This is a genomic window from Streptomyces sp. SL06 (assembly GCF_058244745.1).
On sequence record NZ_JBSYOT010000002.1, the window covers coordinates 4,268,575 to 4,289,823 of the forward strand.

General features: G+C 71.8%; 18 protein-coding genes and 1 pseudogene. 13 read left to right on the plus strand and 6 right to left on the minus strand.

Annotated elements, in window-relative coordinates; genetic code table 11:
• Window positions 1–37: 37 nt before the first annotated feature.
• From AC4IHM_RS19585 to AC4IHM_RS19620, 8 genes are all read left to right on the plus strand, one after another.
• A complete protein-coding gene (locus AC4IHM_RS19585; RefSeq protein WP_490868305.1) occupies window positions 38–928 on the plus strand; it encodes a TatD family hydrolase in 891 nt (296 codons plus the stop codon).
• A gap of 92 nt (window positions 929–1,020) precedes the next feature.
• Complete coding sequence (locus tag AC4IHM_RS19590; RefSeq protein WP_490868306.1) at window positions 1,021–2,277, plus strand: resuscitation-promoting factor; 1,257 nt, start codon at window positions 1,021–1,023, stop codon at window positions 2,275–2,277.
• 75 nt (window positions 2,278–2,352) lie between these two features.
• A complete protein-coding gene (gene rsmA / locus AC4IHM_RS19595) occupies window positions 2,353–3,213 on the plus strand; it encodes a 16S rRNA (adenine(1518)-N(6)/adenine(1519)-N(6))-dimethyltransferase RsmA (RefSeq protein ID WP_490868307.1) in 861 nt (286 codons plus the stop codon).
• 7 nt (window positions 3,214–3,220) lie between these two features.
• Window positions 3,221–4,123: a 4-(cytidine 5'-diphospho)-2-C-methyl-D-erythritol kinase gene (locus tag AC4IHM_RS19600; RefSeq protein ID WP_490868308.1), complete on the plus strand. Its 903-nt coding sequence runs from the start codon at window positions 3,221–3,223 to the stop codon at window positions 4,121–4,123.
• 76 nt (window positions 4,124–4,199) lie between these two features.
• Window positions 4,200–6,014, plus strand: coding sequence for an ABC-F family ATP-binding cassette domain-containing protein (locus AC4IHM_RS19605; protein WP_490868309.1), 1,815 nt, complete (start codon window positions 4,200–4,202; stop codon window positions 6,012–6,014).
• Between the two features lie 247 nt (window positions 6,015–6,261).
• Window positions 6,262–8,046, plus strand: coding sequence for an outer membrane protein assembly factor BamB family protein (locus AC4IHM_RS19610; RefSeq protein ID WP_490868310.1), 1,785 nt, complete (start codon window positions 6,262–6,264; stop codon window positions 8,044–8,046).
• A 70-nt stretch (window positions 8,047–8,116) separates the two neighbouring features.
• Entirely contained in the window at window positions 8,117–9,958 is a 1,842-nt protein-coding gene (locus AC4IHM_RS19615) for an outer membrane protein assembly factor BamB family protein (RefSeq protein ID WP_490868311.1), read from the plus strand.
• A 236-nt stretch (window positions 9,959–10,194) separates the two neighbouring features.
• Complete coding sequence (locus tag AC4IHM_RS19620) at window positions 10,195–10,869, plus strand: helix-turn-helix transcriptional regulator (RefSeq protein WP_490868312.1); 675 nt, start codon at window positions 10,195–10,197, stop codon at window positions 10,867–10,869.
• A gap of 71 nt (window positions 10,870–10,940) precedes the next feature.
• Here the strand turns inward: AC4IHM_RS19620 and AC4IHM_RS19625 are convergent, their stop codons facing one another.
• Window positions 10,941–11,249 carry a hypothetical protein gene (locus AC4IHM_RS19625; RefSeq protein WP_490868313.1) on the minus strand — a complete coding sequence of 103 codons (309 nt, stop codon included), beginning with the start codon at window positions 11,247–11,249 and terminating at the stop codon, window positions 10,941–10,943.
• Between the two features lie 21 nt (window positions 11,250–11,270).
• The gene (locus AC4IHM_RS19630; RefSeq protein WP_490868314.1) at window positions 11,271–12,959 is read right to left on the minus strand and encodes a sodium:solute symporter family protein; all 1,689 of its coding nucleotides are present in this window, start codon (window positions 12,957–12,959) and stop codon (window positions 11,271–11,273) included.
• 180 nt (window positions 12,960–13,139) lie between these two features.
• On the opposite strand from AC4IHM_RS19630, the gene galT reads away from it, so the two are divergent.
• From galT to galK, 3 genes are read left to right on the plus strand one after another with little or no spacing between them, the layout of a single operon-like run.
• Window positions 13,140–14,201 carry a galactose-1-phosphate uridylyltransferase gene (galT, locus tag AC4IHM_RS19635; RefSeq protein WP_490868315.1) on the plus strand — a complete coding sequence of 354 codons (1,062 nt, stop codon included), beginning with the start codon at window positions 13,140–13,142 and terminating at the stop codon, window positions 14,199–14,201.
• Window positions 14,198–15,178, plus strand: a complete 981-nt coding sequence (gene galE, locus AC4IHM_RS19640) for a UDP-glucose 4-epimerase GalE (RefSeq protein WP_490868316.1) — start codon at window positions 14,198–14,200, stop codon at window positions 15,176–15,178. Before galT ends, galE begins: the two co-directional genes overlap by 4 nt.
• Window positions 15,179–15,188: 10 nt before the next feature.
• Window positions 15,189–16,352, plus strand: coding sequence for a galactokinase (gene galK / locus AC4IHM_RS19645; protein ID WP_490868317.1), 1,164 nt, complete (start codon window positions 15,189–15,191; stop codon window positions 16,350–16,352).
• A gap of 31 nt (window positions 16,353–16,383) precedes the next feature.
• On the opposite strand, the gene AC4IHM_RS19650 is transcribed toward galK, so the two are convergent.
• A complete protein-coding gene (locus AC4IHM_RS19650; RefSeq protein ID WP_490868318.1) occupies window positions 16,384–16,839 on the minus strand; it encodes a GNAT family N-acetyltransferase in 456 nt (151 codons plus the stop codon).
• A gap of 302 nt (window positions 16,840–17,141) precedes the next feature.
• Between AC4IHM_RS19650 and AC4IHM_RS19655 the strand changes: the two genes are divergently transcribed.
• Window positions 17,142–17,915 (plus strand): response regulator transcription factor, encoded by a 774-nt coding sequence (locus tag AC4IHM_RS19655; protein ID WP_490868319.1) that lies wholly within the window; start codon window positions 17,142–17,144, stop codon window positions 17,913–17,915.
• Here AC4IHM_RS19655 and tamR read toward each other — a convergent pair.
• Window positions 17,874–18,371, minus strand: a complete 498-nt coding sequence (gene tamR, locus AC4IHM_RS19660; protein ID WP_490868320.1) for a MarR family transcriptional regulator TamR — start codon at window positions 18,369–18,371, stop codon at window positions 17,874–17,876. The genes AC4IHM_RS19655 and tamR overlap by 42 nt on opposite strands.
• Before the next feature lie 119 nt (window positions 18,372–18,490).
• Here tamR and AC4IHM_RS19665 point away from each other — a divergent pair.
• A pseudogene (locus AC4IHM_RS19665) lies at window positions 18,491–19,409 on the plus strand (trans-aconitate 2-methyltransferase).
• Between the two features lie 36 nt (window positions 19,410–19,445).
• On the opposite strand, the gene AC4IHM_RS19670 reads toward AC4IHM_RS19665, so the two are convergent.
• Both AC4IHM_RS19670 and AC4IHM_RS19675 read right to left on the minus strand, forming a co-directional pair.
• Window positions 19,446–20,120, minus strand: a complete 675-nt coding sequence (locus AC4IHM_RS19670) for a TetR/AcrR family transcriptional regulator (protein ID WP_490868321.1) — start codon at window positions 20,118–20,120, stop codon at window positions 19,446–19,448.
• Window positions 20,117–21,139: an acyl-CoA desaturase gene (locus AC4IHM_RS19675; protein ID WP_490868322.1), complete on the minus strand. Its 1,023-nt coding sequence runs from the start codon at window positions 21,137–21,139 to the stop codon at window positions 20,117–20,119. Before AC4IHM_RS19675 ends, AC4IHM_RS19670 begins: the two co-directional genes overlap by 4 nt.
• Between the last annotated feature and the right edge of the window lie 110 nt (window positions 21,140–21,249).

Below are 21,249 nucleotides of genomic sequence, written 5' to 3' on the forward strand. Positions count from 1 at the left end.
GCCCGGGGTCCGCGGCGGCTTTCGTAGGATCTGAGGCATGTCTTCGAACGCCTCGGGCCGGTCCGGCAAGGACGACGCGCCCCCGCTCCCCGAGCCCCTGCGGGTGCCGGTCGCCGACTCGCACACCCACCTCGACATGCAGTCCGGCACGGTGGCCGAGGCGCTCGCCAAGGCCGCCTCGGTCGGCGTCACGACCGTCGTCCAGGTCGGCTGCGACCTGGCGGGCTCCCGCTGGGCGGCCGAGACCGCGGCGGCGCACGACGCCGTCCACGCCACGGTCGCCCTGCACCCCAACGAGGCGCCGCGCATCGTGCACGGGGACCCCGACGGATGGTCGAGGCAGGGAGCGCGCGAGCCCGGCGGGGACGCGGCGCTCGACGACGCCCTCGCGGAGATCGACAGGCTGGCGGCGCTCGCGCAGGTCAGAGGCGTCGGCGAGACGGGACTCGACCACTTCCGCACCGGCCCCGAGGGCAAGGAGGCGCAGGAGCGCTCCTTCCGCGCCCACATCGAGATCGCCAAGCGGCACGGCAAGACCCTCGTCATCCACGACCGCGACGCCCACGCCGACGTGCTGCGCGTCCTCAAGGAGGAGGGCGCCCCCGAGCGCACCGTCTTCCACTGCTACTCCGGCGACGCGGAGATGGCCGAGATCTGCGCCCGCGCCGGGTACTACATGTCCTTCGCCGGCAATGTCACCTTCAAGAACGCCCAGAACCTGCGCGACGCCCTCGCGGCGGCCCCGGCGGAACTGGTCCTGGTCGAGACCGACGCGCCGTTCCTGACACCGGTGCCCCACCGGGGCCGGCCCAACGCCCCCTACCTGGTGCCGGTCACCGTGCGCGCCATGGCCGAGGTGCGGGGCGTCGACGAGGACACGCTGGCCGCGGCCCTCGCCGCCAACACGGCCCGCGCCTTCGGACAGTGACGCGCCACGCTGTGTAGCCGTTCCGCTTTGGAGAGTGACCGGCGCTCGGCTAGGTTCTGGGGGCCCGATCCGGACCCCTGGAGCGTGTCGGCGTGAGCGGAACGCAGTTCGAGACATCCGAGGCAGTGCCCGAGCCGTACGGGAGCCCCGCACCGTACGACGTGCACAGCGCGCCCACCCTGCCCTACGGCGCCACGTACCGGCCCGGCGCCGGGCGGGCCGCGCGCCGGCGCCGGGCGCGGTACACCGGGCGCGCGGAAGGCTCCCTGCGCCGGCTGCTGCCGCGGGCGCTGGTCGTGGCGTTCCTCGCGGGCGGCACCACCGCCTTCGTCGCCAACGACAAGGCGGTCGAGCTGACCGTCGACGGCACGCCGCGCACACTGCACACCTTCGCCGGCGACGTGACCGAGCTGCTCGCGCGAGAAGGCGTGAGGCCGGGCGCCCACGACGTGGTCGTGCCCGCGCCCGGCACCCCGCTGACCAGCGGCGGGGAGGTCGTCGTCCGCTACGGGCGGCCCGTCCTGCTCACCCTCGACGGCCGCCGGCGCCAGGTGTGGACGACCGCGGAGACGGTCGAGGAGGCACTTCGGCGGCTCGGCGTGCGGACGGAGGGCGCCCACCTGTCCACCGAGGGCTCCCGGCGCATCGGCCGCGAGGGACTCGCGCTGAACGTACGCACCGAGCGGGTGGTGACGGTCATGGCGGACGGCCGGGCCCGCACCGTGCGCACCAACGCCGCGACCGTGCGCGAGGCCGTCGAGGCGGCCGGGGTCACGCTGCGCGGCCAGGACACCACCTCCGTCCCGGAGAGCGGCTTCCCCCGCGACGGGCAGACCGTGACGGTGCTGCGGATCACCCGCTCCCAGGAGATCCGAGAGGATCCCGTCCCGTTCGCCGTGCGACGCACCGAGGACCCCGCCCTCGACCGGGGCACGGAGGTCGTCCAGCAGGCGGGGCAGCCCGGCCTGCGGCGGACCACGTACGCGGTGCGCACCGTCAACGGCGTCCGGCACGAGCCGCGCAGGCTGCGCACCGAGGTGGTGCGCGAACCCCGCCCGCAGATCGTGCGGGTCGGCACCCGCGCCCGGCCGGTGTCCGTACGGGGCGCCGACCACCTGGACTGGCAGGGCCTGGCCGCGTGCGAGTCGGGCGGCCGTCCGGACGCCGTCGACCCCTCGGGGACGTACGGGGGCCTCTACCAGTTCGACATCCGCACCTGGCGCAGCCTCGGCGGCGCGGGCCGCCCGCAGGACGCGTCCGCGGCGGAGCAGACCCTCCGGGCCGAAAAGCTGTACGCCCGCAACGGCACCGCCCCCTGGCCCCACTGCGGCTCCCGGCTCCGGGGCTGACCACCGCGGCGGCCCCCGGTGCCCGCCCGTACGACGGCCGGTCGTCCCGGGTCCGGCCCCGGCTACCCTTGCGGAGTGAGCAGCCCCACCCCCGACGCCCTTCTGGGCGCCGCCGACGTCCGTGAACTCGCGGCGGCCCTCGGTGTGCGCCCCACCAAGCAGCGCGGCCAGAACTTCGTGATCGACGCGAACACGGTCCGCCGTATCGTCCGCACCGCCGGGGTACGCCCCGACGACGTGGTGGTCGAGGTGGGACCGGGTCTCGGCTCGCTCACCCTGGCCCTGCTGGAGGCCGCCGACCGGGTCACCGCCGTCGAGATCGACGACGTACTCGCCGGCGCCCTCCCCGCCACCGTCGCCGCCCGCCTGCCCGAGCGGGCCGGCCGCTTCGCGCTCGTCCACCGCGACGCGATGCAGGTGACCGAGCTGCCGGGCCCCGCCCCGACCGCACTGGTCGCCAACCTGCCCTACAACGTGGCCGTGCCGGTCCTGCTCCACATGCTGGAGACGTTCCCGAGCGTCGAGCGCACCCTCGTCATGGTGCAGGCCGAGGTCGCCGACCGGCTCGCCGCCGGACCCGGTTCGAAGGTGTACGGCGTTCCCTCCGTGAAGGCGAACTGGTACGCCGAGGTCCGCCGGGCCGGCGCCATCGGCCGCAACGTCTTCTGGCCCGCGCCCAACGTCGACAGCGGACTCGTCTCGCTCGTGCGGCGCGGTGAGCCGCCGAAGACCACCGCGTCCAGGCGGGAGGTCTTCGCCGTCGTCGACGCCGCCTTCGCCCAGCGCCGCAAGACCCTGCGGGCCGCCCTCGCGGGGTGGGCGGGCTCCGCGGCCGCCGCCGAGTCGGCGCTCGTCGCCGCGGGAGTGTCGCCGCAGGCGCGTGGAGAGGCCCTGACCGTGGAAGAGTTCGCGCGTATCGCCGAACACAAGGAGTGACGAGCAAGTGAGCGTGACGGTCCGGGTCCCCGCCAAGGTCAATGTCCAGCTCGCGGTCGGCGCCGCCCGCCCCGACGGCTTCCACGACCTGGCCAACGTCTTCCTCGCGGTCTCCCTGTACGACGAGATCACCGCCACCCCGGCCGGCGGACTGCGCGTCACCTGCGAGGGCCCGGACGCCGGCCAGGTGCCCCTCGACCGCACGAACCTGGCCGCCCGCGCGGCCGAGGCGCTCGCCGAGCGGTACGGCCGCCCGCCCGACGTGCACCTGCACATCGCCAAGGACATCCCGGTCGCCGGCGGCATGGCGGGCGGCAGCGCCGACTGCGCGGGCGCGCTGCTCGCCTGCGACGCCCTGTGGGGCACCGGCGCCTCCCGCGACGAACTGCTCGCGATCTGCGCCGAGCTGGGCAGCGACGTGCCGTTCAGCCTGGCCGGCGGCGCGGCGCTCGGCACCGGGCGGGGCGAGAAGCTGACGGAGCTGGAGGTCGGCGGCGCCTTCCACTGGGTGTTCGCACCGGCCGCGCGGGGACTGTCCACCCCGGCCGTCTACCGCGAGTTCGACCGGCTGGCGCGGGGCCGGGAGATCCCCGAACCGGTCGCCGACCGGGCGGTGCTCGACGCGCTCGCCAAGGGCGACCCCGCCGCGCTCGCCGGCGCCCTGTCCAACGACCTCCAGCCCGCGGCGCTCTCCCTGTACCCGGAACTCTCCGACACCCTCGCGGCGGGCCGGACGGCCGGCGCGCCGGCCGCGCTGGTCTCCGGCTCCGGGCCGACCACCGCCTTCCTCGCCCCGGACGCCCGGTCGGCCTCCGACATCGCCGGGGTGCTGCGGGCCTCGGGCACCTGCCGCGACGTGCGTACGGCGACGGGACCGGCGGCGGGGGCGACGGTGGTCCGGGAGGACTGACCACCCCCGTCCGCGTCACCCCACCCCCCGGAGGGCCTACGCTGGAAGGCTGATCGATCCCCCAGTCAGGAGAGAAATGGCCGTCAATCTGGTCAATGTCGAGAACGTCACCAAGGTGTACGGCACCCGTGCGCTTCTCGACGGCGTGTCCCTCGGCGTCTCCGAGGGGGACCGCGTCGGAGTCGTCGGGCGCAACGGCGACGGCAAGACGACCATGATCCGGATGCTGGCCAGGCTGGAGGATCCCGACACCGGGCGGGTCACCCACTCCGGCGGACTGCGGCTCGGCGTGCTCACCCAGCACGACTCCCTCGACCCCCGGGCCACCGTCCGGCACGAGGTCATCGGCGATCTCGCCGACCACGAGTGGGCGGGCAACGCCAAGATCAGGGACGTACTGACGGGCCTGTTCGGCGGGCTCGACATGCCGGGCTTCCCGCAGGGCCTCGACACCGTCGTCGGACCGCTCTCCGGCGGCGAGCGGCGCCGTATCGCGCTCGCCAAGCTGCTCATCGAGGAACAGGACCTCATCGTCCTCGACGAGCCCACCAACCACCTTGACGTCGAGGGCATCTCCTGGCTCGCCCGCCACCTGCGCGAGCGCCGCTCCGCGCTGGTCTGCGTCACCCACGACCGGTGGTTCCTGGACCAGGTCTGCACCCGCATGTGGGACGTGCAGCGCGGTGACGTCTTCGAGTACGAGGGCGGCTACTCCGACTACGTCTTCGCCCGCGCCGAACGCGAGCGCATCGCCGCCACCGAGGAGACCAAGCGGCAGAACCTCGTCCGCAAGGAGCTGGCCTGGCTGCGGCGCGGCGCCCCCGCCCGCACCTCCAAGCCGCGCTTCCGGGTCGAGGCCGCCAACGAGCTGATCGCGGACGTCCCGCCGCCCCGGGACAGCGGCGAGCTGATGAAGTTCGCGTCGTCCCGGCTCGGCAAGACCGTCTTCGACCTGGAGGACGTGACCGTCCAGGCCGGCCCCAAGGTGCTGCTCAAGCACATCACCTGGCAGCTCGGCCCCGGCGACCGCATCGGCCTCGTCGGCGTCAACGGAGCGGGCAAGACCTCCCTGCTGCGGGCCCTCGCCGACGCCGCGTACAGCGACGGGGACCAGCAGCCCGCGGGCGGGCAGGTGCGGGTCGGCAGGACCGTCAAGCTGGCCTACCTGTCGCAGGAGGTCGCCGAACTCGACCCCTCCTGGCGGGTGCTGGAGGCCGTGCAGCGCGTCCGTGAGCGCGTCGACCTCGGCAAGGGGCGCGAGATGACCGCGGGACAGCTCTGCGAGACCTTCGGTTTCGGCAAGGAGAAGCAGTGGACCCCGGTCGGGGACCTGTCCGGCGGTGAGCGGCGCCGCCTCCAGTTGCTCAGGCTCCTCATGGACGAGCCCAACGTCCTCTTCCTCGACGAGCCCACCAACGACCTCGACATCGAGACCCTGACCCAGCTGGAGGACGTGCTCGACGGCTGGCCCGGCTCGATGATCGTCATCTCCCACGACCGGTTCTTCGTCGAGCGCACCACCGACCGGGTCTTCGCCCTGCTCGGCGACGGCGCGCTCAGGATGCTGCCGCGCGGCATCGACGAGTACCTGGAGCGGCGCCGGCGCATGGAGGAGGCGGCAGCGGCGAGCGTCCCGTCCCCGGCGGCGAAGCCGGCCGCGCAGGCGACGGAGAAGAGCGCCGCCGACGTACGCGCCGCCAAGAAGGAGCTGCAGAAGATCGAGCGGCAGCTCGACAAGGTCTCCGACAAGGAGGCCAGGCTGCACGCGCGGATCGCCGAGAACGCCACGGACTTCGCGAAGGTGGCCGAACTGGACGCCGAGCTGCGGGAACTGGCCGGGCAGCGCGAGGAGCTGGAGACCCGGTGGCTGGAACTCGCGGAGGACGCCTGAGTCCTGCGCGGTGCGGGCGTGCGCGGCGTGAAGAGGCCGTGAAGGCACGTAACAGGGGCATCACGGGCCGGTCCTCCCTTGGGAACAGGGGTGGACGCGGCCCGGTGGCTTGTCGGCCCCGGGTGATAGAAAGGCCGTCCGAGGACTGTTCGGGACAGTCCGAACGATTGTCGGCAGACGACTCCGAGGCCAGCGCGTACCTCGGGGCGTGGCTAAAAATCAGTGAGTCATAAGGGGGAACGCGCTGATGACCCAGCCGCCCAACCAGCCGCCGCAGCCGGGTGGCTTCGGAGCACCGCAGGATCCACCGCCGGGAGGCTTCGGGGCACCGACCCCGCCGCCCCCGCAGGGCCCGCCGCAGACGCCGCCGCCTCCGCAGGGCCCGCCGTCCGGACCGCCGCCGCAGCCGGGGTACGGCTATCCGCAGCAGCCGGGCCGTCCCGGCCCGTACGCGCAGCCGGGACCGTACAACTCGGGCCCGTACGCCCAGCCCCAGCAGCCGGGGCCGTACGGCCAGCAGCCCGGCTACGGCTATCCGCAGCCGCAGTTCCCGGGCGCGCCCGGCACCCCGCCGCCCGGCGGGCCCGGTTCCCGCAACCCCTTCAAGGGCAGACCCGCCCTCGTCGTCGGCGCCGTGGTCGCGGCCCTGCTCGTCATCGGCGGCAGTGTGTGGGCCGTCACCGCGAACAGCGGCGACGACACGGACAAGAAGCCCGTCGCAGGCAAGAGTGACGACCCCAAGCCCTCCGCATCCGGCGGCGCCCCGGTCAACCCCGGTGACGGCCGGGGCGACGGCGACGAGGGCGCCGAGGACCTCAACGAGGGCCGCCAGGCCGGCGAGGCCAAGGTGCTCTGGTACAAGGAGGCGCCCGACGCCCCCGGTTCCGGCGCCGACGCCGAGGGCATGTGGATCACCGACAGGGCCGCGGTGAAGGCGGCGTACAAGCAGGTCTTCGCCTACAACGTCGACGACGGCAAGCCCACCTGGGAGCCGGTCGCGTTCCCGCAGAAGATCTGCGCCACCACCCCGGAGAAGACGGCCGCGAACAAGATCGTCGTCGCCTACATGAGCGGTTCGAGCGACCGCGCCAAGTGCAACCAGCTCCAGGAGATCGACCTCGCCACCGGTCAGAAGGGCTGGACGACGAAGGTCGAGGACGGCGAGCTGTTCGACTCCACGCTCTCCCTCGAACTGAACGTCAGCGGCAAGACGCTCGTGGTCGGCCGCTCCCAGTCCGGCACCGCCTACAACGTCACCAGCGGCAAGAAGCTCTACGACAAGAAGCGGTACGGCGACGCCTGCTTCCCCGCCGGATTCGCGACCAGCGCGACCAAGCTCGTCCAGGTCGCCTCCTGCGGCGCCGGCGGCAACAACGCGCACGACGAGATCCAGGGTCTCGACCCGAGCACCGGCAAGGCCCTGTGGACCTACAAGTACGACAAGGGCTGGCGGGTGGCCCGCACCTACTCCGTCGACCCGCTTGTCGTCTACGCCACCGACGAGGACAAGAAGGTCTGGAACATCTCCACCTTCACCTCCGCCGGCAGTGTCCTCGAACAGGTCGGTGTCGACGAGGAGTTCGCCCCCGAGTGCGGCTGGGCCATCCTCGAACGCGACCTCCAGGGCTGCTCGGGCGTCGCGGCCGACGCCGGCACCCTCTACCTGCCGACCAAGGCGACCAGCGGCGCCAACGAGGTCGTCGCGATCAACCTCACCACCGGCAAGGAGAAGTGGCGCGCGAAGTCCCCCGCGGACCAGTCGATGATGCCGCTGAAGGTCGAGGGCGACCAGCTCATCGCGTACGTCCGGCCGTCCTACAACGCGGGCGGCCAGGTCGTGTCGATCGCCACCGGCGGCAGCAGCCACACGCCGGCCAAGCTGCTGCAGAACCCCGAGGGCGTCTCGGACATCGAGAACGGCTTCTACTCCAAGGAGGTCGACTGGGTCGACGGGCGGTTCTACATCTCCACCACCCGCCTGACCGGGAACGAGGAGTCGAAGGAGAAGTTGATGCTCGCCTACGGCAAGTGATCTTCTCCGTCCGCCTCTTGCGTCCCGCCCGGTCCGCCCCGTCGTCTTCGTTTCCCGAGGTGCTCACGCCATGACCCAGCCGCCGCCCCCGCCGCCCAACCAGCCCCCGCAGGAGGGCGGCTTCGGTCCGCCGCAGCCGCCCACCCCGCCCTCGGGCAGCGGGCCGAACCTCGACAAGGCGCCCGAGCCGGGGTACGGCTACCCGCAGACGCCGCCCGCGGCCCCGCAGACACCCCCAGCGGGCCCGCCGGTGCCGCAGCCCGGGTACGGGTATCCGCAGGCCCCGCCGCAGCCCCAGCCCGGTTACGGCCACCCCGGTCAGCAGCCGGGGCCGTACGGGCAGCCGACACCGCCGTACGGGCAGCCGGGCCAGCCGCCCGGTTACGGCTATCCGCAGCCGACCGTGCCGATGCAGCCGCAGGTCGGCGGGCCGGGCGGCGGCGGACGGAAGATCAACGCGCAGGTGGCCATCATCGTGGCGGCCGTCGTCGCGATCGCGCTGATCATCGGTGGCGGTGTCTGGTACTCCAGCTCCTCCGGCAAGGACGACGGCAAGAACGACACCGCGAACTCCGACGGCGGCCAGGGCGGCGAGGACGGCGGCACCGACCAGAAGGGCGGCTCGGGCGGCACCTCCGCCGCGGGCAAGGAGAAGGCGCCCGACGACCCCGCCGCCAAGGTGCTCTTCCAGGTCCCCACGCCCGCGATCGGCAAGGACGACAGCAGCGTCGTCGTCGACGGCTCGTGGCTCACCGACAAGGTGTACGCCAAGAGCGGCGTCGCCGAGATCGTCGGGTACGACCCCGACAACGGCGGCAAGAAGTGGACGATCAAGCTGGCCGGCCCCGTCTGCGCGGCCAGCTCGCACGTCACCGACGACAACAAGACGGTCATCCTCCACCAGCCCGCCATGCCGACCAAGGCGAAGCCCTCGTACGGCTGCACCCAGGTCGCGGCCATCGACCTGGACGCGGGCCGGACGCTGTGGACGAAGACCGCGGGCGACCAGCCGATCTCCTTCAACAACGTCACGATCAGCGGGGACACCGTGGCGGCCGGCAGCACCCGGGGCGGCGTCGCCTTCGACATCGCCAAGGGTGACATCCTCTGGTCGCCGAAGGGGACCGACACCTGCTACGACGCGGGGTACGGCGGCGGCGAGAAGCTGGTCGCGGTGCGCAAGTGCGGCTCGTACGACGCCCGGGAGCTGCACATCCAGACCATCGACCCGAAGAGCGGGAAGGTGATCTCCGAGTACAAGATGGCCAAGGGCATCGAGTACGCGGGCGTCGTGTCGACCGACCCGCTGGTCGTGGCCGCCGACGTCGGCGACTCCGCCGGTGACGGCAGCGGCATCTCGGACTTCTTCTCCATCGACAACAAGACCGGCGAGCTGCGCACCCGCATCTCGGCGCCGGGCAAGCAGTACGCGGCCCGCTGCGACACGATCACCAAGATCGAGCGCTGCACGGGGCTCGCGGTGGGCAACGACCGGCTCTACATCCCGACCGAGGAGCACGACGGGGGCGGCGAGGGCTACAGCCGGATCAACGAGGTCGTCGCCTTCGACCTGGCCACCGGGAAGCAGACCGGGCAGCGGGCCGACAGCGGCGAGAACTACACGATCACCCCGCTGCGGATGGACGGCGGCAATGTGATCGCCTACAAGCGCCCGCCGTACAACAAGGGCGGCCAGATCGTGAGCATCGACGGAGGGTCGTTCAAGCAGACCACGCTGCTGGAGAACCCGTCGACCGAGGCGGTGCGGGACGTGGAGTCCAGCATGTCGCCGGACTACTCCGAACTCATCTACTCCCAGGGGCACCTGTACATGTCGCAGGTGTACGCCAGCAAGCCGTCCAGCGCGGACCGGACGAGGTACCTGGCGATCGGATTCGGCACCGGCGGCTGAGAGCGTCCGGTGCGTCATTCGGTGCCCCGCGGCCCCGTCCCTGCTCAGGGGCGGGGCCGTTTCGCGCGGGATTTCGGGGATCCGGGGCGGTTCTCGCCGGGAGGGGCAGCGCGACGTCCTACGAGCGTGTAGCTTCCGGGGGCATGAAGGGCGGGGCCGGGTGGGGCGAGGGCGGGCGGGGGAGCCGGGGTCTTCGTCGGCCGTGCCGGGGGACCGGGTGACTGGGGGGTTGCTCCATGGGAGTACGGCTCATGGTGGTCGACGATCACCGCTTGCTCGCCGAGGCGCTGGCCTCGGCGCTGAAGCTGCGCGGGCACCGGGTGCTGGCCGCGGCGGCGCCGGCGGCGGGTGCGGCGGAGCTGGTGATCAGCCGGGCGCCGGAGGTGTGTCTGCTGGGGACGGCGACACCGGCCGAGCCGGGGATCTTCGATCCGGTGGTGCGGATCAAGCGGGAGCGTCCGCAGGTGGCGGTGCTGGTGCTGGGGCCGGTGCCGAGCCCTCGCGGGATAGCGGCGGCGTTCGCGTCGGGGGCGGCGGGGTATGTCCGGCACGACGAGCGCATAGAGGGCGTGGAGCGGGCGATCATGAAGGCGCGGGCGGGGGAGGCGGCGGTGGCGCCCGGACTGTTGCAGGGGGCCTTCAGCGAGCTGCTGAATCCGGCGGCCCAGCCCGACGACGAGGGGCAGCGGCTGTTGCAGATGCTCACGCCTCGGGAGGTGGAGGTGCTGGTCCGGGTCGCCGACGGTGAGGACACCCGGCTGATCGCGGCCGGGATGGGGATCGCCGCGTCCACGGCGCGTACGCATGTGCAGCGGGTGCTGATGAAGCTGGGCGTGGGGTCGAGGCTGGAGGCGGCCGCGCTGGCCGCTCGGACGGGGCTGTTGGAGCGGGCGAGGGCCTCCGGCGGTTGAGCGGGACATCTCCCCGGCCGCGGGCACCCGGCTCGCGCCGGGTGCCTCGGGAGGTGCCTCCTCGTCGGGTGTCAGTCCTCCGGGGTGTCCTCGATCGGCGGAGGGGGCGGGGCCGTGGGCCTCAGTTTGAGCCAGGTGAGGAAGAACAGGCCCAGCACCAGCATCCCCAGCCCGGTCCACAGGTTGATGTTCACCCCCTGCGCCTTGTCGATGTCGGCGTCGGACGCCACGAAGCCCGCGATCGTCACGATGACGCCGTAGACCACGAACAGCCCGCCGATGATCCGCCGGATGTCGAACAGACGTGCGGCGGTGACGGACTTGGTCTCCAGTTCGGAGACGTGGTCCTGGACGTCCTTTTCGGAGTATGAATCAGACATGCTCTCTCCATCCTCCCGCGATCAGAACGAGAACGGGATGTAGCAGGCGGCGGCCAGTACGACCGCTCCCCAGCCCAGCAGTGCCGGCTTGCGGTACCACGCGTCGTCGCCCTTGGCGGGCGCCTCCGTCATCCCGGGGGAGGTGGTGCCGTAGACCAGGCCCTGGAGGTCGGCCGTGGGCTTCGGCGCGGTGAACAGGGTCACCGCGACCATGACCACCGCGCCGGCGACGAAGCCCGCGATCGCGGAGACGAAGTTGGCGCCCTGGTCGGAGGGGATCTCGATGATGCCCTGCTTGTAGATGACGAAGTAGTTCACCATTGCCGCCGTGGTACCCGCGATCAGGCCCCAGAAGCCGGACTTCATGGACGCGCGCTTCCAGAACATGCCGATGATGAAGACCACGAACATCGGCACGTTGAAGAAGGAGAACAGCGTCTGGAGGTAGCTCATGATGTTGGAGAAGGACGAGGCCAGGAAGGCCGTGCCGATCGAGGCCAGGACACCGATCACCGTGATCAGGCGGCCGAAGCGCACGTAGTACCCGTCCTCGCGGTCCTTCACGGCGTACTTCGCCCAGATGTCGGTGGTGAAGACCGTGTTGAAGGAGGAGATGTTCGCCGCCATGCCCGCCATGAACGCGGCCAGCAGACCGGTCACCGCGATGCCGAGGACACCGTTGGGCAGCAGTTGCTGCATGAGGTACGGGATCGCGTCGTTGTACTGGAGGTCCGAGCCGGGCGTGCCGATCTTCGGCACGAGGACCGCGGCGACCAGGCCCGGGATCATCACCACGAAGACGATGAACATCTTGGGGAACGCGGCGATCAGCGGCGTGCGCTGGGCCGCCGAGAGGTTCTTCGCCGACAGGGCGCGCTGCACCTCGGCGAAGTTCGTCGTCCAGTAGCCGAAGGACAGGACGAAGCCCAGGCCGAGGATGATGGTCAGCCAGTTGGCGCCCAGCGGGTTGTCGCTGCCGATGCCCGTGCCGCCCCACGCCGTCATGAAGTCGGAGCCGCGGGACTGGGAGAGGGAGTCGGATAGCCCGTCCCAGCCGCCGACCTTCTTCAGGCCCAGGACGGTGATCGGGATGAGGCCGGCCAGGATCACGAAGAACTGGAGGACCTCGTTGTAGATGGCCGAGGAGAGCCCTCCGAGCGTGATGTAGGCCAGGACGAAGAAGCCCGCCACCACGATGGCCACCCATTCCGGCCAGCCGAGGAGCGCCTCGACGACGATCGCGAGGGCGTAGAGGTTCACCCCGGCGATCAGGATGGCGGCGACGGCGAACAGGACCGAACTCAGCAGGTGGGCCGCCTTGTCGAAGCGCAGGAGCAGGAACTCCGGGACCGAGCGGACCTTCGAGCCGTAGTAGAACGGCATCATCACCAGGCCGAGGAAGACCATGGCCGGGATGGCGCCGATCCAGTACCAGTGGGTGGTGTAGACGCCGTACTGGGCGCTGTTGGCGGCCATGCCGAGGATCTCGGTGGCGCCCAGGTTGGCCGCGACGAACGCGAGACCGGTGACCCAGGCGGGCAGGGAGCGGCCGGACAGGAAGAAGTCCAGGCTGGTCTTGACCGAACGGCGGGCGGCGAAGCCGATGCCCAGGACGACGACGAAGTAGATACCGAGGATCGTGTAGTCGAGCCAGTTGGTGGGGAGTCGAAGCTCTGCGGCTAGATATGTGGTGCTTGTGGGGGTCTGCATTGAGCACTCGCTTCGTTCGCGAACTGATCCGGAGCGGAACCTACGCCTCCGCGTTCAGCAATTGAACACTTTTGGTGATGTTCTTTGTTTGATCGTGATGAGCGGCGGGGGCTGGTGAGTTGTGACGTGTTATGTTTGATTGTGTTGAGTGATTGGGTGTGGGCGTAGAGGAGTCAGGCAGTGAAGAAGACCTCGACCCGGCTGGCCGACGGTCGTGAACTCGTCTACTACGACCTTCGTGACGACACCGTGCGCGAGGCCGTGGACCGCCGCCCGCTGGAGCGGACCGTCACCACCTCCGAGATCCGCCGCGACCAGTTGCTCGGCGACTCGGTCGCCGTCGCCTCGCACCGCCAGGGCCGCACCTACCATCCGCCGGCCGACCAGTGCCCGCTGTGTCCTTCGCGGGGCGAGCGGCTGAGCGAGGTCCCGGACTCGTCGTACAACGTCGTGGTCTTCGAGAACCGTTTCCCCTCGCTGGCCGGCGACTCCGGCCGCTGCGAGGTCGTCTGCTTCACCTCCGACCACGACGCCTCCTTCGCCGACCTGAGCGAGGAGCAGGCCGGGCTCGTGCTCGACGCCTGGACGGACCGCACCTCCGAACTGTCCCATCTGCCCTCCGTTGAACAGGTGTTCTGCTTCGAGAACCGGGGCGCCGAGATCGGCGTGACGCTGGGTCACCCGCACGGGCAGATCTACGCCTACCCCTTCACCACTCCGCGCACCGCCCTGATGCTCCGTTCACTGGCCGCGCACAAGGAGGCGACCGGCGGGGAGAACCTGTTCGACGCGGTCCTGGAGGAGGAACTCTCCGGCGAGCGGGTCGTCCTGGAGAGTGAGCACTGGGCCGCCTTCGTGCCGTACGCCGCGCACTGGCCGTACGAGGTGCACCTCTACCCCAAGCGGCGGGTGCCCGACCTGCTCGGGCTCGACGAGGCGGCGCGCACAGAGTTCCCCCAGGTCTATCTGGAACTGTTGAGGCGCTTCGACCGGATCTTCGGGACCGGTGAGCCCCCGACGCCGTACATCGCGGCCTGGCACCAGGCGCCGTTCGGGCAGCTGGAGGAGTTCGAGGGCGTGACGCGGGACGACTTCGCGCTGCACCTCGAACTTTTCACCATCCGCCGTTCGGCCGGCAAGCTGAAGTTCCTCGCGGGTTCCGAGTCCGGCATGAACGTGTTCATCAACGACGTGCCGCCCGAGCGCGCGGCCGAGCGACTGCGAGAGGTAGCGAGCCGATGAGCGGGAAGTACCTGGTGACGGGCGGGGCGGGCTATGTCGGCGGCGTGGTCGCCCAGCACCTGCTGGAGGCCGGGCACGAGGTCGTCGTCCTCGACAACCTCTCGACGGGCTTCCGCGAGGGCGTGCCCGCGGGTGCCTCGTTCATCGAGGGGGACATCCGCGACGCCGCCAAGTGGCTTGACCCGTCGTTCGACGGCGTCCTGCACTTCGCCGCCTTCTCGCAGGTCGGCGAGTCGGTCGTGAAGCCCGAGAAGTACTGGGAGAACAACGTCGGCGGGACCATGGCCCTGCTGGAGGCGATGCGCACGGCGGGCGTACGCCGGCTGGTCTTCTCCTCGACGGCCGCCACGTACGGCGAGCCGGACCAGGTCCCGATCACCGAGTCCGCGCCGACGCGGCCGACCAACCCGTACGGCGCCTCCAAGCTCGCCGTGGACCACATGATCACCGGTGAGGCGGCGGCCCACGGCCTGGGCGCGGTCTCGCTGCGCTACTTCAACGTCGCGGGGGCGTACGGCGCGTACGGCGAGCGCCACGACCCCGAGTCGCACCTCATCCCGCTGGTCCTCCAGGTGGCCCTGGGCAGGCGCGAGGCGATCTCCGTCTTCGGCGACGACTACCCGACGCCGGACGGCACCTGCGTCCGCGACTACATCCACGTCGCCGACCTGGCCGAGGCCCATCTGCTGGCCCTGGCCGCGGCCCCCGCGGGCGGGCACCTCATCTGCAACCTGGGCAACGGCAACGGCTTCTCCGTGCGCGAGGTCGTCGAGACCGTCCGCCGGGTGACGGGCCGTCCGATCCCCGAGACCGTGGCACCCCGCCGGGGCGGCGACCCGGCGGTCCTGGTGGCGTCGGCGGACGCCGCCCGGGAGAAACTGGGCTGGCGCCCGTCCCGCACGGACCTCGCGGGGATCGTGGCGGACGCGTGGGAGTTCGCGCGGCGGCGCGCGGGCCAGGACTCGACGAAGGGCTAGGGGCCAGGGCATGGGCGAGGCTGTCGCAGGAGCTGTCGGCGAGCGGTTCCGGGAGCTGTACGGGGCGGAGCCGCAGGGGGTGTGGGCGGCGCCGGGCCGGGTGAACCTCATCGGCGAGCACACCGACTACAACGACGGCTTCGTCATGCCGTTCGCCCTGCCGCACACGGTCGTCGCGGCGGTCTCCCGGCGCGAGGACGGCATCCTGCGGCTGCACTCGGCCGACGTGGCGGGGGGCCCGGCCGAGCTGCGCGTCGCCGACCTCGCCCCGGGGGCGGACAAGTCCTGGACCGCGTACCCCTCGGGCGTCGTCTGGGCGCTGCGCGAGGCGGGCCACGAGGTGACCGGCGCGGACATCCACCTCGCCTCGACGGTCCCGTCGGGCGCGGGCCTGTCCTCCTCGGCGGCCCTGGAGGTCGTCGTCGCCCTCGCCCTGAACGACCTGTACGCCCTCGGGCTGCGCGGTTGGCAGCTCGCCCGCCTGTGCCAGCGCGCCGAGAACGTGTACGTGGGCGCGCCGGTCGGCATCATGGACCAGACGGCCTCCGCCTGCTGCGAGGCGGGCCACGCCCTGTTCCTGGACACCCGTGACCTGTCCCGGCGTCAGATCCCCTTCGACCTCGCGGCCGAGGGCATGCGCCTGCTCGTCGTCGACACCCGGGTCAAGCACTCCCACAGCGAGGGCGAGTACGGCAAGCGCCGCGCGGGCTGCGAGAAGGGCGCCGCGCTGCTGGGCGTGGACGCCCTGCGGGACGTGCCCTACGCGGACCTCGACGCGGCGCTGGAACGCCTCGCCGACGACGAGGAGGTGCTGCGCCTCGTCCGGCACGTGGTCACGGAGGACGAGCGGGTCGAGCGGGTGGTGGGGCTCCTGGAGTCCGGCGACACCCGCGCCATCGGGCCGGTCCTGGTCGAGGGCCACGCCTCGCTGCGCGACGACTTCCGCATCTCCTGCCCGGAACTCGACCTGGTCGTCGACACCGCCCTGGCCTCCGGCGCCCTCGGCGCCCGCATGACCGGCGGCGGCTTCGGCGGCTCGGCGATCGTCCTGGCGGAGACCGCCGGCGTGGACGCCGTCACCAAGGCGGTCGAAGAGGCCTTCACGGCAGCGGGCTTCAGGTCCCCGCGCGTCTTCGGGGCGGTGCCCTCGGCGGGGGCGCGGCGGGTGGTCTGACCTGCCGGGGTCCTGCACGCCGGGCCGCGTCTCACCCCAGTCGCTTGGTCAGGGTGTACTCCGTGACGCCCGGCGGGTAGTCGGGGATCACGGACATCACGGTGTAGCCGTGCTTCGTGTAGAAGTGGGGGGCCTGGAAGTCCCAGGTCTCCACGCGGGAGGCCGTGCAGGCGTGTTCGTCGGCGGCGGTTCGCTCCGCCCGGGTCAGCAGGGCCGAGCCCAGGCCCAGGCCTCTGCACCCGTCGTCCACCCACAGGTACGTCACGTGCAGCCAGGTCGCCCAGGTGTGGCCGACCAGGCCGCCGGCCAGGGCGCCGGTCTCGGTCAGGGCCCAGACGTGCAGCGGGAATTCGCGTTCGTGAGGGGTTCCGCGCAGGGAACGCAGGACGGAGGAGGCCGCCGTGTTCGTCTCCCGCAGGCGGGTGCGCAGCAGATTGCGCCGAGCCTTGTCCACTTCTGTCACGAGACGAAACATGCGGCTCACCATAAGCGCGCCGGGCTGTCAGTTCTGCAAATAACCTTCCGCTCCCGGCGCCCGCCCGTACTCTGATGAGCAGCACCGGTGGGGGCCGGTGCCGTTCGGGGGGCGAGCAGCCGGGTACGGCGGCCGGGGCGGGGGTAGCAGTTACTGCACGGCGGCCGTGCGGCTGCGGCGACCCGTCCCCGGAGCAACGAGCACACAGTTGGACACGGGGGCCTCGGGCGTCGTACCTGTGCCGGTGCCGTCTTCCGAGGACGGCCAGACGATGGGTACCCCTGCTCCACCAGGAGCTTGGGGGAGGGGGTTTCGTGGTTCGTATCCGAGTCCTGGTCGTCGACGACCATCGCATCTTCGCCGAGTCGCTCGCCGCCGCCCTGGCGGCCGAGCCCGACGTGAACGTCTCCGCGGCCGGCAGCGGTCCGGCCGCACTGCGCTGCCTGGAGCGGGCCGCGGCCGAGGGGCGGCGCTTCGACGTGCTGCTCGTCGACGCCGACCTGGGCGGCCACGTGCCCGGCACGCGCCCGGCCGTGCCCGTGCGGGACGCCAACGAGGACGGGCTGGTGGACGGGATCTCGCTGGTCGCCGGGGTGCGTTCGGGACAGCCCGGCGTACGGATCGTCGTCCTCGCAGAGAAGGACGACCCCCGGCGGGCGGCCCTCGCGCTGGGCGCCGGCGCCTGCGGCTGGGTGGCCAAGGACTGCTCGCTGTCCCGGCTGCTCAGCGTCATCCGGGGCGTCCTGCGCGACGAGACGCATCTGCCGCCCGCCCTGCTCACCGGCGTCCTGCGCGAACTGACCGCCGCCCGCAAGCACCGCACCGAGAGCGAGCAGCTGGTGGAGTCGCTGACCCCGCGCGAGCGGGAGGTGCTGCGCTGCATGGTCGCCGGGCTCGGGCGCAAGGCGGTCGCCGAGCGGCTGTATCTGTCCCCGCACACCGTGCGGACCCATATGCAGAACGTCCTGGGCAAGCTGGGCGTCCACTCCACCCTCGCCGCCGTCGCACTGGCCCGGCGGGCCGGGGTGGGGCCCGCCGACCTGTCCTCAGCCGGGGACGTTGTCGAACGGGGCGGTCAGCTGGCGTAGCAGCGCCGCCAGTTCGCCGCGCTGGGCGCTGGAGAGTTCGGCCAGGATCGCGCGCTCCTGGGCCAGCAGGCCCGCCAGGGACTGGTCGGCGCGGTCGCGGCCCTCGTTCGTGAGCCGGACCAGCACGCCGCGCCGGTCGCTGGGGTCGGGCAGGCGTTCCACCAGGCCCTTCTTGGTCAGCCGGTCGATCCGGTTGGTCATCGTGCCCGAGGTGACCAGGGTCTGGGTGAGGAGCTGTCCGGGCGAGAGCTGGTACGGGTCGCCCGCGCGGCGCAGTGCCGTCAGCACGTCGAACTCCCAGGGCTCCAGCTGGTGTTCGAAGAAGGCCAGCCGACGTGCGCGGTCCAGGTGCCTGGCCAGCCTGCTGACCCGGCTCAGCACCTCGAGCGGTTCCACGTCGAGGTCCGGGCGCTCCCGGCGCCACGCTGCGACCAGTCGATCGACCTCGTCCTCCATGACGATCAGTGTAGTGGTTGTGTCGACGTGAAGTCTCTTGATGTTGACTGTCTTGACGTCAAGATACCTTGGGGGTGACGCTGGGTACCCGTCCCGCACGGCCGCCCCCTGGAGGTTCCATGCCCGCCACCGCCCCCACCTGGGACCCCGCCCAGTACCTCCGTCACGCCGGCCACCGCGCCCGCCCCTTCACCGACCTCCTCGCCCGGGTCCCGGACCTGCCCTCGCGGCCGCCGCGCATCGCCGACCTCGGCTGCGGCCCCGGCAACGTCACGGTCCTGCTCGCCGAGCGCTGGCCCGCCGCCCGGATCACCGGTTACGACAACTCGCCCCGGATGCTCGAACGGGCCCGGGTGCACGCAGGACCCACCCCCGGCGGCGGCCACCTCGACTTCGTCCCGGCCGACGTTCCGCACCTGGACCCCCGCCGAGCCGTACGACCTCGTCGTCAGCAACGCCACCCTCCAGTGGGTCCCCGGCCACGCCGAGCGCCTCGCCGACTGGATCGCCGGGCTCGCCCCCGGCGGCACCCTCGCCTTCCAGGTGCCCGGCAACTTCGCCGCCCCCAGCCACCGGCTGATGCGCGAACTCGCCCACTCCCGGCGCTGGCGGGACCGCCTCGCCGGCGTCCTGCGCCACGACGACGCCGTCCTCACCCCCGAGGCCTACCTCGCCCGCCTCACGGACGCGGGCTGTGCCGCCGACGTGTGGGAGACGACGTACGTCCATCTGCTGACCGGCGAGGACGCCGTGCTGGACTGGGTGAAGGGGACGGGACTGCGGCCCGTGCTCACCGCGCTCGACGACGACCCCGAGGCCCGCGACGCCTTCGTCGAGGAGTACCGAACCGCCCTGCGCACGGCCTATCCGCCCGGGACGCACGGCACGCCGTTCCCCTTCCGCCGCATCTTCGCCGTGGCCCGGAAGCCCGGGGGCCGGGGAGCCCGGGGTGTCGGGGAAGCCGGAGGAGCCCAGGGAGCCCGGGGAGCCGGAGGAGCCGGGACGGGCGGGGATGCCGGGAAGGCGGGGTGCCGGTGATCACCGCTGTCGATCACGTGCGGCCCGCCGCCCCCGCTAGCTCTTGCGGTGGCCGATCAGCCGCGGCTTCGGCTCCAGGCCGTCCAGGCCGTGCCATGCCAGGTTCACCAGGTGCGCCGCCACCTCCGCCTTCTTCGGGCGGCGTACGTCCAGCCACCACTGGCCGGTCAGCGCCACCATGCCGACCAGCGCCTGCGCGTACAGCGGGGCCAGCTTGGCGTCGAAGCCGCGGTTCTTGAACTCGCGGCCCAGGATGTCCTCCACCTGGGTGGCGATGTCGGAGATGAGCGAGGCGAAGGTGCCCGTCGACTGCGGGATGGGGGAGTCGCGGACCAGGATGCGGAAGCCGTCCGTGTACTCCTCGATGTAGTCGAGGAGCGCGAAGGCGGCCTGCTCGCACAGCTCGCGCGGATGGCCGGCGGTCAGCGAACTGGTCACCATGTCGAGCAGCCGCCGCATCTCGCGGTCCACGACCACCGCGTACAGCCCCTCCTTGCCGCCGAAGTGCTCGTAGACCACCGGCTTGGAGACCCCGGCCTTCGCCGCGATCTCCTCCACCGAGGTGCCCTCGAAGCCCTTCTCCGCGAAGAGGGTGCGACCGATCTCCAGCAGCTGCTGGCGGCGCTCGGCACCGGTCATCCGGGTGCGACGCGCACGGCGCGGCTTTTCATTGCTGGGAGTACTGGAGTCGGTCGCCACAGCGACCATCATGCCGCCTCTGCGGCTTCCTTCCGGCGGCGGGCGCCGCCTTGGTCCGTGTTGCGGCGGGAATCGATACGCGAGCGTGACGGCCAGCGCACGTCGTACGCCCACCCCAACTGCTCGAACCAGCGGATCAGACGGGCCGAGGAATCGAGCTGGCCGCGCTCCACCCCGTGCCGCGCCGAGGTCGGATCGGCGTGGTGGAGGTTGTGCCAGGACTCACCGCAGGACAGGACCGCCAGCCACCACACGTTCCCCGAGCGGTCCCGCGACTTGAAGGGGCGCTTGCCCACCGCGTGGCAGATCGAGTTGATCGACCACGTCACGTGATGCAGCAACGCCACCCGAACGAGTGAACCCCAGAAGAACGCGGTGAACGCTCCCCACCAGGACATCGTGACCAGGCCGCCGATCAGCGCCGGCAGGGCCAGGGACAGCAGCGTCCACAGGACGAACTGCCGGGAGACGGCGCGCAGTGCCGGGTCCTTGATCAGGTCCGGCGCGTACTTGTCCTGCGGGGTCTGCTCCTCGTCGAACATCCATGCGATGTGGGCCCACCACAGGCCCTTCAGCAGGGCCGGCACCGTCTCGCCGTACCGCCACGGCGAGTGCGGGTCGCCCTCGTCGTCGGAGAACTTGTGGTGCCTGCGGTGGTCGGCCACCCAGCGCACCAGCGGCCCCTCGACCGCCATCGAGCCCGCGATCGCCAGCGCGATCTTCAGTGGCCGCTTCGCCTTGAAGGAGCCGTGGGTGAAGTGGCGGTGGAAGCCGATGGTGATGCCGTGGCAGCCCAGGAAGTAGAAGAAGACCAGCAGGCCCAGATCCAGCCAGCTCACACCCCACCCCCACGCCAGCGGAACCGCCGCCGCCAGTGCCAGGAAGGGGACGGTGATGAACAGCAGGAGGGTGATCTGCTCGATCGACCGCTTCTGCTCGCCGCCCAGCGTGGCGGAGGGCGCGGAGATGTCGTCGGAGATGTCGTCGGAGGGCTTCGGAGCGTCTGGAATCACATCGGAACTCGTGGTCATGCGCGTCCCCTGGGGGGTCGAGGGTCGTGTCCGGTGCCGGGCCGCGGGAGCCGTGCACAGTTTCCTACGCTTCCGTAACCTACGGCGACGTAAGTATGGCAGCGCGTTGC